Annotated in this window: 11 protein-coding genes and 1 pseudogene; 8 read left to right on the top strand and 4 right to left on the bottom strand. The window is 55.5% G+C overall.

Annotation, left to right across the window (positions count from 1 at the left end):
• The first annotated feature begins 2 nt into the window (after window positions 1–2).
• The 3 genes from I8E17_RS32070 to I8E17_RS32060 are packed head-to-tail and all read left to right on the top strand — an operon-like array spanning window position 3 to window position 2,310.
• Window positions 3–953 carry an MBL fold metallo-hydrolase gene (locus I8E17_RS32070; protein WP_209160280.1) on the top strand — a complete coding sequence of 317 codons (951 nt, stop codon included), beginning with the start codon at window positions 3–5 and terminating at the stop codon, window positions 951–953.
• A gap of 26 nt (window positions 954–979) precedes the next feature.
• Entirely contained in the window at window positions 980–1,684 is a 705-nt protein-coding gene (locus I8E17_RS32065) for a CoA transferase subunit A (RefSeq protein ID WP_209160278.1), read from the top strand.
• Entirely contained in the window at window positions 1,684–2,310 is a 627-nt protein-coding gene (locus I8E17_RS32060; RefSeq protein WP_209160277.1) for a CoA transferase subunit B, read from the top strand. Before I8E17_RS32065 ends, I8E17_RS32060 begins: the two co-directional genes overlap by 1 nt.
• A 914-nt stretch (window positions 2,311–3,224) precedes the next feature.
• On the opposite strand, the pseudogene I8E17_RS32055 reads toward I8E17_RS32060, so the two are convergent.
• The 4 genes and pseudogenes from I8E17_RS32055 to I8E17_RS32040 all read right to left on the bottom strand — a co-directional run.
• Window positions 3,225–3,514: pseudogene (locus I8E17_RS32055) on the bottom strand (sugar isomerase); the annotation flags it as partial.
• A 470-nt stretch (window positions 3,515–3,984) separates the two neighbouring features.
• Window positions 3,985–4,506, bottom strand: coding sequence for a lyase family protein (locus tag I8E17_RS32050; RefSeq protein ID WP_209160273.1), 522 nt, complete (start codon window positions 4,504–4,506; stop codon window positions 3,985–3,987).
• Window positions 4,507–4,910: 404 nt separating this feature from the next.
• Window positions 4,911–6,620, bottom strand: coding sequence for an FAD-dependent oxidoreductase (locus tag I8E17_RS32045; protein ID WP_209160271.1), 1,710 nt, complete (start codon window positions 6,618–6,620; stop codon window positions 4,911–4,913).
• A gap of 13 nt (window positions 6,621–6,633) precedes the next feature.
• A complete protein-coding gene (locus I8E17_RS32040; protein ID WP_209160451.1) occupies window positions 6,634–7,386 on the bottom strand; it encodes a glucose 1-dehydrogenase in 753 nt (250 codons plus the stop codon).
• Window positions 7,387–7,957: 571 nt separating this feature from the next.
• Here I8E17_RS32040 and I8E17_RS32035 point away from each other — a divergent pair.
• From I8E17_RS32035 to I8E17_RS32015, 5 genes are all read left to right on the top strand, one after another.
• On the top strand, window positions 7,958–10,435 hold the full coding sequence (locus tag I8E17_RS32035; protein WP_209160269.1) for an ATP-binding cassette domain-containing protein: 2,478 nt from the start codon (window positions 7,958–7,960) through the stop codon (window positions 10,433–10,435).
• Window positions 10,432–11,433: an ABC transporter permease gene (locus I8E17_RS32030; RefSeq protein ID WP_209160267.1), complete on the top strand. Its 1,002-nt coding sequence runs from the start codon at window positions 10,432–10,434 to the stop codon at window positions 11,431–11,433. The genes I8E17_RS32035 and I8E17_RS32030 overlap by 4 nt, the downstream gene beginning before the upstream one ends.
• A 44-nt stretch (window positions 11,434–11,477) precedes the next feature.
• Entirely contained in the window at window positions 11,478–12,137 is a 660-nt protein-coding gene (locus tag I8E17_RS32025; RefSeq protein WP_209160265.1) for an EthD family reductase, read from the top strand.
• A 41-nt stretch (window positions 12,138–12,178) separates the two neighbouring features.
• Complete coding sequence (locus tag I8E17_RS32020; RefSeq protein WP_209160263.1) at window positions 12,179–12,934, top strand: sulfite exporter TauE/SafE family protein; 756 nt, start codon at window positions 12,179–12,181, stop codon at window positions 12,932–12,934.
• A 370-nt stretch (window positions 12,935–13,304) separates the two neighbouring features.
• Window positions 13,305–13,529 carry a hypothetical protein gene (locus I8E17_RS32015; protein WP_209160261.1) on the top strand — a complete coding sequence of 75 codons (225 nt, stop codon included), beginning with the start codon at window positions 13,305–13,307 and terminating at the stop codon, window positions 13,527–13,529.
• Window positions 13,530–13,622 lie beyond the last annotated feature (93 nt).

Raw genomic sequence — 13,622 nt, 5'->3', positions numbered from 1 at the left:
CAATGGCTAAGGCATTTGCGTCGCAAGGCGACATGACTGAGAAGAAGATCAGCTTCACTGAGATTGGTGAAGGCCTGTATGCGTTCACGGCGGAGGGTGACCCAAACTCCGGTGTCATCATTGGTGACGATAGCGTGATGATCGTTGAGGCCCAGGCAACGCCCCGTCTCGCGCAGAAGGTGATTGATTGTGTTCGAACCGTCACGGATAAGCCGATCAGCCACGTGGTTCTTACGCACTACCATGCCGTCCGCGTTCTGGGTGCGTCGGCTTTCAAAGCGCCCCAGGTCATTATGAGCGAAAAGACCCGCTCGATGGTTGTTGAACGCGGTCAGGAAGATTGGGATAGCGAATTCCAGCGTTTCCCGCGTCTTTTTGAAGGGCACGAAAGTATTCCTGGTCTGACGTGGCCGACAACTACCTTCAACGGCAAGATGACTGTTTTCCTTGGAAATCGTCGTGTCGACATCATGCAGCTCGGCCGCGCTCACACTGCAGGTGATACGGTCATTCACGTCCCGGACGAAGATGTAATGTTCACAGGCGACATCGTCGAAGCCCATTCGGCTTGCTACTGCGGCGACGGACACTTCGGAGATTGGAGCGGCACGCTTGAAGCAATTCGTGACTTCAACCTTCATGCGATTGCGCCGGGCCGTGGCGATGCGCTGATCGGTCATGAGGCTGTGAACGGAGCAATTGACCGGACGAAGGACTTTATTGAGTCCACCTACCACCCCGCCAAGCGCGTGGCCGCACGCAATGGAACCCTGAAGGACGCCTGGAACGCAATCCGCGAGGCTTGCGATCCGAAGTTCAAGGACTACGCGATCTATGAACATTGCCTGCCCTTCAACGTATCTCGTGCTTACGACGAAGCTCGGGGCATCGATACTCCGCGGGTTTGGACCGCACAGCGGGACATGGAGATGTGGGAGGCCCTCCAGGGCTGAGGTTCGGCGATCGGAGGAGGACTGATATGAAAAAAATTCATCCGGATGCCGCAAGTGCGGTGCAAGGTTTGCTGAAAGACGGCATGACGATTGCCGCAGGCGGCTTTGGTCTGTGCGGCATCCCAGAGCTGCTTATCGCTGCATTGACCAGAAGTGGCGTCAAAGATCTCACTATTGCCTCAAACAACGCGGGCGTTGACAACTTCGGCCTTGGTCTGCTGCTGCAAAACCTTCAGGTCAAGAAGATGATCTCCTCCTATGTGGGCGAGAACGCCGAGTTTATGAGGCAATACCTGAGTGGAATCCTCGAAATTGAATTCAATCCGCAGGGAACCCTGGCGGAGCGAATGCGAGCTGGCGGCGCTGGCATACCGGGCTTCTACACAAAGACTGGTGTTGGCACACTTGTTGCTGAAGGCAAGGAGCACAAGGAATTCGACGGTGAAACCTACATTCTTGAACGGGGAATCGTCGCAGATCTTTCCATCGTGAAAGCTTGGAAGGCCGACACGACCGGCAATCTTGTCTTCAGAAAGACCGCTCGCAACTTCAATGTCCCGGCGGCCACCTGTGGTCGCGTCTGTATCGCCGAAGTCGAGGAAATCGTCCCGGTTGGTCAACTTGACCCCGATGAAATCCATCTGCCCGGCATCTACGTACACCGGCTTATCCAGGGCGCCCATGAAAAGCGGATCGAGCAGCGAACGACACGACAGCGGGAGGCGGCGTAATGGCTTGGGATCGCAACCAGATGGCCCAGCGGGCTTCCAAGGAACTTGAAGATGGCATGTATGTAAACTTGGGGATCGGCATCCCTACGCTCGTGGCAAACTATATTCCCGACGACGTTCACGTTACGCTTCAGTCGGAAAACGGAATGCTAGGCATGGGACCATTCCCGATCGAGGGAGAAGAAGACGCCGACCTGATCAACGCTGGCAAACAGACGATCACGGAACTTCCCCACTCGGCCTTCTTCGACAGTGCCACTTCATTCGCTATGATCCGGGGTGGCAAGATCGATATGGCAATCTTGGGTGCGATGGAGGTGTCTGAGAATGGCGATCTTGCCAACTGGTTGATCCCGGGAAAACTTGTTAAGGGTATGGGCGGCGCGATGGATCTTGTCGCTGGGGTTCGAAAAGTCGTCGTTGTTATGGACCATACGAGCAAAACCGGCGAGCCGAAGGTCTTGAAGAGTTGTTCCCTGCCTCTCACGGGGAAAGCCGTAGTCGACAGGATCATCACCAATCTGGCCGTATTTGATGTTGTCGATAACGGCTTAAAACTCGTGGAGATCGCACCAGGTGTGACGCTCGAAGAGGTGCAGAAAAATACTCAGGCAAGAATTGTCTAACGCTGAGAAGGCTTTAACCGGCAATAAAGCGTCTTTGCGGGTTAGCAGCAACTCAGCTGAATCGCCCGTGACCCTAGGTCGCGGGCGATTCGTCACCTTATTCGGCGTCCTCAAGTCCTGGTTCAAACGGCAAAACTTCATTCCCAAATCGAAGCTTCCTTCACAAGGTCGCTTCAACAAACTAGGCCTACAGTTGCGCACTGCCCGGTAACTCGGGACTAAACTGCCTGGCTACACCAATGAAGCATCGCCCTTTCTTTGCAGGCGAACCGAATAGTTTCCAAGATTTCGCCACTGCCACGACGTATACCAGGTGGAGCGCCAGCTTCTGGCGAAGCCATGCAAGTTTCCGGACGGTAATCACGATCCTAGACCAAAGCAACCGATCGAACTTAGGTCAGGGCAATTATCGACAAGGCTGTCAATACAGCGGCCCGTATCGATGTACCGCTCAACAACGCCCGTTTGATATCTTGGCGTCATTGGATCGGATCAAGGTCGACGCATGGGCCACATGAGCAACGTCAACTTCCAAAGCCAACAGGCGCAACGTGGACTGTCTTATCCAGACGATGTTGATCTTTCTATATCTTGCGGAAACAACCGATATGCGTACAGGTTATCGCCGCCGCATCCCTACCTGCTTCGAGTGCCGCCTGAAGCGAGCCACCAACGAGACGACGCGCAACAAAGTCGGCTGTGAACGTGTCTGCGACACCCGCTTTGCCAACGACCGTCACAGGAACGATGCCGGTTTCAGCAAACTCGGCTCCGTTGCTCGCGACACTTTTATGCTGACCTCGTGTGACCACGACGAGTTTGCTCCTTTTGACGGATTATCGTGCATTATCTTTCCCGCGTCTGGGGATTTTCACCTTCATGATCGAAAGAGCGACCAACAACGATTGCGATTAAAAGGATTCGCAAGAGGTGTCGTCTTCAGCGAAGTTAACGAACACCTGATCTCCGCCCTTCCCAAGAGGCGTCTCCTGGTGATCGACAAAGGTCACTACAGTTGCACCAATCTCTTTGAGCTGTCCCGGAAAGCGCGATTTGGAGGTTAGATTGTGCGAGCCGCTGATGACGAGTTTGGCGGGCTAGTCAAGGAAAGGCCGGAAAGGACGGCTTCCGCTGCAGTAACTGGGCTGCCGGCTGCGTCAGGTAGGCAACGCCGCCAGGTGCCGAGGAAGTAAATGTTCTCTGCGTCGTCGAAATTTAGCATTTTCAGGTTCCATCATGATATTGCAGGGTGGAGAATGGTTAGTGTCAATGCCGCGTGAACGTTCCCCAGAAATGCACTAATGGGGGTATTGCTCCGGTACTGACAGTTAGAAAGCGGCGAGTGTACAGATTTCGACGGCAAGCTTTGTTGAGGTGGCGGCTAAAAGTTCCTGGTGATCGCGAACGAAGGATGAATGCGCCACCGACGACGTGATGAGCGTCGCGGAGAAACATTTTGAATCGCTTGACCAAACCGTTGGCTTGGTCGGTCGCCGTCGTGAAGTTATTCTAGCACCGTTTGCGCAATAATTCCAAATTGGGTTCCGCCGTTTCGAAGACGACACGCAGCAGATCGAGGCCATCTTCGAACAGGTGAAGCGACGCCCATACCTCGGCTATACCCTCGCGCACCGAGGCCAGACCGATCCAATAATTGCTGCCCTTGACCAAAGCCTAGCTTCCGATGAGCGCTCCAATGATACGGCCCGGCGTTGCCCGGAAACACTCAAGTGCGAGCATGTTCTTCTTTTTTGGCATGATGCTGGACGTGCCGGCCACATGATCGGGAAAGGAAAGCGCTGAAAACTCGTTGGTGCAAAACACGTAGAGGTCCTGCGCCACGCGACTCAGCATCGAAAGTGTGCCGATGACAAAATCACGCCAGCCGACCGTGTCAAGGCAGTGTGCAACGATGCCATCAAAGCCGAGTAGCTCAGCGGTCAGTGAACGACTAATGGCAAACGTCGTGCCGGCCATGGCTGCGACGCCCAGCCTGCAGAGGTTGATCCGCTTGAAGTATTCCTTGAACCGTTCGTTTTCGCGTTCGAGGGCTCCAGAAACATTGGTCAGGTAGTAGCCGGATGTGATTGTCTGCGCTGGCTGCAAGTGCGTATAGCCAGGCATAATGGTGGAGCGGGCTGTGCCAAGCTTCTCAATGACGCTGAGACAAAAAGCGCGGGCATGCAGCCGATCCAATTAATGCCTGATGGCGATCCCCGGCCTTCTCAATGAAAACGACCGACCCCATGCTGGTCCCAGCCGGACAGTACGTGTTTATGAGGGCAAGATTTCGTCTCGGTATATTCGTCGGCATCAAGATCGGCAACTTCCCAATAGGCCTAATCATCAAGTCGCACGCCTATGATGCCCCTCCGAATATGTCTGAGATGCTCCCATGAGAGGAAATCGGTGGCTCAAACGAAAAGCCGAAGCGCTCACTCGCCTTGTCCAAATAACAAAGAGGGCGTGCAAGACGAAGCCGTGCGGAATATCGAAATATTTGCAAGGTTTTACAGAGCGCAGTCTGCCTATTGAACCGCCACAACGACATGACACTCGAGCGTCTGGGAGCATCCATGGCCCGGATGCTCCCGTCTTAGTCAGGTATTTGATCCCGACATGTGGCGGGCCGCAATATACCCAAACGTCAGAGCGGGACCAAGCGTGATTCCGCCACCTGGATAGTTGCCGCCCATGATAGATGCGGCATCATTGCCCGCCGAGTATAGGCCCTCAATCGGCCTCCCGCCCGCGTCCAGAACTTGGGCGTTTTCGTTGGTCCTGAGACCAGCGAATGTTCCGAGATCGCCTACATAAAGACGGACAGCATAGAACGGGCCATTCTGGATGGGAGCAACGCACGGGTTTGGTTTATGCTCGGGATCACCTAGCGAGCGGTTGTAGCTGGTCGACCCCTTGCCGAATTCCGGATCTTTCCCGTCCTTGGCGTGAGCATTGAAATTCGCCACCGTCTTTTCGAGAGCGGCGGGGTCTGCGCCAATTTGTCGAGCAAGATCCGCGATCGTCTTGCCGCAGAGCAGGTAGCCCTGCTCAATCAGCTTCTTGTATGGCACTGGAGCGGGTTTGGCGAAGCCCAGGCCGTACTTTCTGAAAGTCCGATGGTCAGCAATGAACCAGGCAGCGTTCTCTGCACCCTCACCGCCTTCTTCTTTGCAACGATTTATCATTGCCTGGCAGAAGTCATGATAGCTGTTCGCCTCGTTGACGAAACGCTTGCCGGAGCGCGTAACAGCAATCACCCCGGGCTTCGAGCGGTCAACGAAGTGCGGGAATGTGCCGAGCGTTCCATCGCTCTTTAAAGGCCTTGAGATCGGCACGAGTGCTGAAGAATATGGTAGATCGGTTTGTACCGTCGCGCCCACCGCTTCTCCCATGCGAAGACCGTCGCCGGTGTTCCCTGGAGGTGCTGGCGAGACATGTTCGTAGCCAGAGGGCGAGTGAGGCATCAGTTCGCGTCTCCGAACCGGGTCCTGTGGGAAGCCGCCCGCGGCGAGAACAACGCCTTTGCGGGCGATGACCTCTACGGGACCGTTCGGGCGATTAACGATTGCGCCCGTCACACGCCCCTTGGCGTCGCGGACAAGCGACTTGACCGGAGACGAGGTCCAAATCGGTACGTTCTTATCGAAAGCCGACTTCGCAAGGCGCCCAATCAGGGCGTTGCCATTGGTAAGCCGCATTGGGCGCCCATAAAAAGCAACATCTCGAAGGAATTTCGCGAACAGCTTGCCAACATAGAAAGCTGAAATTGGAGAGCGCATTACGTTGAAAAAGTGAAGCAGCTCTTTGCCTGAGCCGATCATCATCCCAAGGATCGTGATTTCGGCGAGTGGCGGGCGGAGATACTGCACGTTCTTGCCGAGTAGTCGCGCATCAAATGGACGAGCGACGATGGATCGACCACCGTCAATACCGCCAGGAGCGGTCGGGTGATAGTCCGCAAAGGTAGGGCCAAGATCAAACTCAAGGCTGGTGTCATTCTCAAAGAATTCGACCGCCTTCGGTCCGGTTTCCAAGAATGCGTCCACCTTTCGCTCATCAAAGAATTCACCAGTTTCGTGCTTCAGGTAGGTCTTTGCCTTGTCAAAGGAGTCCTGCACCCCGGCTCTCTTTGCAGGAGCATTACAGGGAATCCACATCCAGCCGCCCGACCGGGCCGTGGTTCCGCCGAAGACAGGCTCTTTCTCGGCGACAACCACGCTAAGCCTGCGGTGAGCCGCCGCGACGGCCGTTGAAAGGCCACCCGCGCCTGATCCTACGACCAAAACATCAACTTCATGACGCTCCATTTTTAAAACTCCATCAAGATGCAAGGTAGCCGCCGTCAACGGGCAGTAGGGCGCCCGTTACGTAGCTTGATGCGGCTGAGCAAAGAAAAAGGATCGGACCGACAAGCTCTTCGGGTTTGCCAGGACGACCCAAAGGAGTATGGGCCATGAAGCGGCCAATAGCCTCCGGATTTTCCCTCGTTGCAACCGTCATGGGAGTCTCGATGACCCCCGGCGCCACCGCATTGACGCGGATCCCGTGCTTCGCAAGGTCGTGGGACAACGCTTTAGTGAGCTGAAGAACTGCGCCCTTGGAAGCCGCATATGCAGAAAGTCCAGGCCCAGCAGAAACCGACATGATCGAAGCAAGGTTGACGATCCGTCCGCGTGTAGTTTTCAGTTGCGGTAAGAACGCCAAAATCATCTGCATGACGCCCGTAGCGTTCACGGCAAGGACAGCGTCCCAATCGTTTGCGAACGTCTCAGACTCGGGCGCGGTTCGCCGAATGATGCCTGCATTATTGACAAGAATACTCACTGGGCCGAGCGCCATTTCTATGGCGGCTGCAACTGCGAAACAGCTTTCAGTCTTGGTGACATCGAGCGCAACCGCGACGGCGTCTCCACCCTGGGATTTGATCTCATCGACAACCGCCTGCACGGCGGTTTCCTGGATGTCGCAGCAAGCGACCTTTGCTCCGGCGGCCGCAAGACCTATAGCGATGGCCTTGCCATTCCCTTGAGCGGCTCCCGTTACAACGGCAACCGCTCCCTGAATATCAAGCATGTTTCCTCCCTCGCCCAGCGACTTCTTTGTCACGCCAGCGCGAATTCGATAGTTACGAACTCTTTTGATTATATCCAACAAAATGACTTTGCCAATACCGAATGATCGGTGAGGCGGTTTAAATCGACAGAGGGTGGCGTTCGGCACGCCCGTTCGGGTGGCGTCGAATGTTTTGCAGCAAGCAGTTCACGCGCAAACAAGTCCAGCAGCGACGTCAATCGAATCCATCCGTCGATATTGCGCAGCGGCAGACTAAGTCACCGACAACATCACATCTGCGTTTGGCAAGGCCACTAGGAGTACAGGGGCCCGTCAGATCTCAAGGCCTCGGTCGGGATGGCGGCCATTCTCCCAGATATTCACAACCGCCTAATCACGAACTAATATCATATTGACAAATCACTTCATTAATAGAGAATAAAAATTGGAGGAAGGCCATTAAGGTGGCCCTACGGTCGCTATGGCGGCCGGGTATTGGAGAGATTCGGGAGGAACTCATGAAGCGCCATTCCACGAGCCGGCGGCGCGTAGTCGCCGCCTCGCATATCAATTTCTTGAATGGGGTGCTGTCATGAAGGACAACGCCGTTATTCTGGAAATGAAAGCCGTTTCGAAGCACTTCGGTGCTGTCAGGGCGCTCCACGGGATCACATTTGATGTCCGTGCAGGCGAAGTTCACGGTCTTGTAGGGGAAAACGGTGCTGGCAAATCCACGCTCATGGGCGTTGCTTCAGGCGCCCTGATCGCTACAGACGGTAACGTCTGGGTTGCCGGAGAAGAGGTGCGCGGCGATCCTCAGAAGGCTAGAAACCTTGGCTTGGCAATTGTCCGCCAGGAGCCTGCTTTGATGCCGGACTTATCAGTGGCGGAGAACCTGTTCCTTGGTCTGCCGGAAGCTCGTAGGCCGCGCCTTGCTAGATTAAATTCTTGGGCTAGAACCCTCTTACAGCGCTGGAGTGCCAACGTGGCAATCGATGTTAGGGCGCCAATCACTACGCTTAACGCAGAACAACGCTTTATTGTTGAAATCGTCAAGGCACTCGCTTGTGAACCAAAGCTCTTGGTCCTCGATGAGCCAACTGAGCACCTCGCCACGGAGGACGTGGAGCGCCTCTTCGCTCGTATTCGTGAGGTTACCGCTCGCGGTGCTTCGGTAATCTATATCTCGCACCGCATCCGAGAAGTTCAAGCGATCGCCAACCGCTTAACCGTCCTTCGTGACGGAGAAGGCCAAGGGACGTACGACGCCGCCTCCCTTTCCGAAGACCAGATCGTGTCTCTCATCGTCGGCACCTCCCTAGACAGGACGTTTCCGTCGAAAGCTGAAGGGCGCGAAGGCAAGGTCGTGCTTGAAACCGCTCAATTCTCCGGCCCAGGCTTTTCTGAAGTCAGTCTAACTGTACGCGCTGGCGAGATTGTTGGTCTAGCGGGGATCGACGCGAACGGCCAACGCGAGTTCATGCGAGCACTTGCCGGTACCAATCGTGGAAGCGGAACAGTCGCTATTGATGGCCGAGACGTCAAGATACCGTCGTCCAAGGCTGCGATGGCGCTTGGAATCTCGTACCTGCCAGGCGATCGTCACCGGGAAGGTATCTTTGCTGACCTAGCGGTACGCGAAAATTTTTCTATCCGGAGCCCAAGACAGGACTTAAAGGGCGGTCTGATCAGCGCGGCCTCGGAAGAGCGTCGCGCCAATAACGCAGTTCGGCGCTTCAACGTCAAAACGCCTGACATTGAGACGCCTATTCGCTCCCTTTCAGGTGGCAACCAGCAAAAGGTGGTGCTTGCCAGCGTTCTCGCGTCCAACCCGAAGGTCCTTCTGGTCGACGAGCCCACACAGGGCGTTGACGTGGGCGCCCGCGCGGAAATCTACAAAACACTCCGCGAGGTCGCGGCGAAAGGGATCGCAATCATACTTGTTTCGTCCGATCAGCAAGAGGTTGCAGGACTGAGCGATCGAGTGGCAATTTTTTCCCGAGGCCGGATCGTCGAGACCCTGGCAGGCGAGCGGGTCACCGAAGACAACATAACGGCTTCCGTGCTGAAGGCTACCGGTCAGCGTGACAAGCACCATAGAGCGGTTGGGGCAGTATGGAAGTGGGCCGCTGGCAACAGCGCTCCTCTCATCATGGTTGCGGTTGCTATCCTCATTCTAGGCGCTGCCGCAGCCGTATGGAACCCCTTTTACATTTCACCACGAAGCCTCACAGGCATGATGACGCTTGTTGCAACGCTTGCTCTTGTCGCGTACGGGCAGCAATTGCTTCTACTGGTTGGTGGTATCGACCTCTCAGTCGGTCCCTTAATGGGCCTTTGCCAAGTGGTTGCGTCCTTCTACCTACTTGAGGAACTCGGACCTGGATCTCACCTGACGGGTTGGACACTCCTGATTCTTGTTGCCATCGCAGTCGGTCTGATCAATTGGCTTCTAGTTGAGCCGCTAGGCCTTCATCCTATGGTAGTAACGCTGGCCACGTTCATGGCAGTGCAGGCAGTTTCCCTCATTCTGCGTCCCGTGCCGGATGGCATGATCGACTCCGACATCATGATGGCGCTGGGCACAAAGATTGGCATTTTACCCGTCATCTTTATTGTGGCACTGCTGGTTGGCCTCTTCCTGGAGTTCGTCCTTTATCGAAAGACCTTTGGCCTTTCCTTGCGGGGTCTAGGCTCGCGCCAGGAGGCCGCCCGCACAGCCGGTATTCGGCCCGCCACCACCCGCCTTCTGGCTTACGTCGGGTGCTCTTTGCTCGCTGGTATTGCTTCAATCACGATGATGCCTCAGGTCGGTATTGGTGACCCGCGTGCGGGCCTCGGCTACACACTAGGTTCGATCGCAGCCGTGGTTATCGGCGGCGCTAGCCTGTTCGGCGGACGTGGTTCGTTTGTAGGCGCCTTCCTCGGTGCGATCTTCATCACCCAGGTAAACTCAGTGACCTCATTCCTGAGCCTTGACCAGGCTTGGCAATCATACCTGCTGGGGTTCCTCATTCTCGCAGCGGTGGCGCTCTATTCTAAGAGCCGCCAGAAAGTGGTGCAGGCATGACCCAAGCAGCAGTCCGTGAGAAAAATGTTGTGACCACACTCACGACCGGCGAGCGGCTCCGCCGCACGACGTTCAATGAATTCACCTGGATTTGGGGCGGAACCGCGTTGATCTTCATCGTCAGCGCAATCCTTGCGCCCGGTACAGTGCGAGTTGCATCCATATCTTCTATGCTTCCCTTTGCGGCGATCCTTGCCATCGCCGCGGTGGGACAGACCATCGTTATTCAGCAGCGCGGTCTCGACATGTCGCTGCCTGGCATCATGACGATCTCTGGATTGTTGCTGGCCAAATTCGGGTTCATGACAGGCTCGCTCCTACTCGCAGTACCCTTGACGTTGGTTTGCGCTTGCCTTTTCGGAATTCTGAACGGGCTGCTTGTTGCCAAAGTCAACATCACTCCGATTGTTACGACTCTGGCGGTCAATGCGATCCTGCTTGGTGCTGTTCGAACAATCTCGGGTGGCAGCCCGATGTCGGCTCCGCCTGAACTGGCCGCGTTCTCGCACTATCAGATTCTAGGCGTCCCCATGACGCTCATCCTGGCACTGCTTTTCATCGTCTTCATCAGTGTAGCCACAAGACGCACGGTCTATGGTCGCCGCTTCGTTGCAGTTGGCGCCAACCCTGCTGCAGCAGCTGCCGGGGGTATGCCAGTGCTTCCCTACCAGGTGGGAACCTACGCAATAGCTGCGATCTGCTTTGCAGTCGCAGGTATGCTCTATACTGGCTTCATTGGTTCAGCGTCGCAGACAGCCGGTAACGACTACCTCCTCCCCGCCATCGCGGCAGTTGTCGTGGGCGGCACGCCCTTCACTGGTGGACGCGGAAGTGTTGTGGCAAGCGGCGTGGCCGCTCTGTTCATGGTTCAGCTTGGCCAGATGGTGCTGGCCCTTGGCGCGGATACATCCGTGCAGCTACTCGTTCAGGCGCTTTCAATCATCATTGCGGTTACGATCCGCTACATTCCCTCGGCGCTGAGCGTGTTGCGAGCCTGAAGGTCGCAGGGGGGGCGGTTCTAGGTATGCGAATGGAAAGTGGAATGATCTCTGTTTTTGGCTTGATGCGCTTCAACGATGGCTACACCATAAAAGACGCAAAAGGTTCGGCGGCTAACCGCTCTGAGACTAACCAAAAGTCTCAGCTACCGGGTTCGAAATTGAATCTCGTTTCTGATCGAAATCAGCTCGGAATCACCTACCAAAGAGGTGGTCTTGAGTTGGATGCTATCTCACAGTTCAAGCTTACCGACGTCTCCGCTGGCTTCTCGGCGGCCGAGGCAGGCGAGATGGACGTTGGCGCAGGGCTGTCGCAGGAGGGTCTCAAGGATATTTTTGTGCTCACGGCTTTCGCGGACACCGTGATTGAACCGCCGACGAACGGGACATTCGTAAAGCGCATGTCACTTCTGACCAAAAGATCCGATGTCGACCTTGAGCGCTTCCGCAGCGAATGGTTTGGTGTGCATAGTATCCTGCTGCGACGCATGCCGGGCATTTTGGGGTACCGTCAGAATTTCATCATCGATTCGCCGCCGCATGGCGACCGGACGCCTATTCACGGGATCGCGGAGCTTTGGTTCGAGACCCGGGACGCGATCGATCCAGCGTTTCGGTCCGACAAGGGGATTACCACGATGACGCATGCCAAGGAGTTCATAGGCGAGATAACAACGTTCATAGTCGAGCCGCTCGACCTATAAGACTAGCGCTCTCCTAATAGCGACTTCCTGAAGGTGGCACGATGCATCCGGATCTTTGGTTTTTCGTGGTCGCTACAATTGCGATCATCATACTTGGTTTATCAAAAGGTGGATTTGCGGGCATCGGCATGATCAGTACTCCGATGCTGGCGCTCGTTATGGGGCCGCTTGAAGCCGCCAGCTTCATGCTCCCGGTCATGCTCAGTCAGGACGCAATAGCGGTCCTTATGTATCGGCGTATCTACAATCGCAAATCTCTCGCCGTTTTGCTCCCAGGTGCCGTTCTAGGTGTTATCGCCGCGTACCTTCTAGCTTCAAGTGTGGCGGAATGGGTAGTGGAGCTTGTCCTCGGCGTCGTCTCATTGGCTTTCGCACTTTGGCAGCTGTTAACGACTTGGCGCGGCGCGCCCATAAAGGCGGACTCGAAAGGAAATTCTACGCTGGGCATTGCTTGTGGTGCCGGGGCGGGCTTCACCAGCACTATCGCTCACGCGGGTTCACCGCCGTTCCAATTTTATGCGATGCCGTTGCGACTTAGCCGGGACGAATATGTCGGTACGAGCGTATATTTCTTCGCCATCTTGAATGTCATGAAGCTTCCAGTATTTTTCTCATTAGGACAGTTCAATACGGCAGAGTTGCCCCTCATTGCAATGTTCATTCCCATTGCGATGGTCTCCAGTTGGGTGGGCGGCAAGCTCGTTCGGTACGTCAGTCCCGAAAAATTCAATATGCTGATTATTATCTTGCTGATTGGGGTGAGTTTTGCGCTGATCTTTCAAGGGCTAATGGGTTAACCGACACTGCGCGGCCTTGCCATCTCCTACTTGATGTATCTGATCATCTTGGGTGTACTCGGTGTCGCCGTTGCGGTTTTTGTCGCCAACGACTTGACGCTCTTATTCGGAGTTCTGTGACAGGCTTCCTATGGGCTGCAATGGGCATGGCCCGGTGCGCTGTTCGCTGCGCACGACCGTTCGCAAGCGTCACATCATGGCTATCGGCATGTTAATCACGGCTTTGGCGGCTTGGCCAGTGGCAGCTGGGCTTGGATTTGGCGGGCCGGCGATTAGCCTTATGCTGGCCGGCGTCATATCCGGTCCCATCGATCTTGCTCTTCTGACGCTTCGCTAGCGTCGAACCGATCCACAACAACTCGGACGCGTCATGTCGATTTCGGTGAGCCTGAATCTGGCTGGTTTCCCTCTCGGCTCCGCCTTGGCCGGCAGGATGTCATCGCTGTCGACGACAGTCCTGCTGGCGGGCATTGCAGCTGTCGTTGCGGCCATTTCGACGATATCGATACACTTCGACGCCAAGGCTGTTGCCGATCAGATGTTGTTCAGCGGGAAACGACGTGATGTCCTCAACATCTCTAGCATAAAATCATAAAATACAGTGGGATTGACGTTGTAATCGAGCATTGCGGGATAAACGATGCTGCTACGCGAAGGGAAATATAACGGGGTAGTCATGTTAGAATGC

The sequence above is a fragment of the Rhizobium sp. AB2/73 genome (assembly GCF_020871915.1).
In the GTDB taxonomy this organism is placed as follows: Bacteria; Pseudomonadota; Alphaproteobacteria; order Rhizobiales; family Rhizobiaceae; genus Rhizobium; species Rhizobium dioscoreae.
The sequence above is the reverse complement of the archived record's forward strand: the minus strand, read 5'-3'. Positions and strand labels throughout refer to the sequence as shown.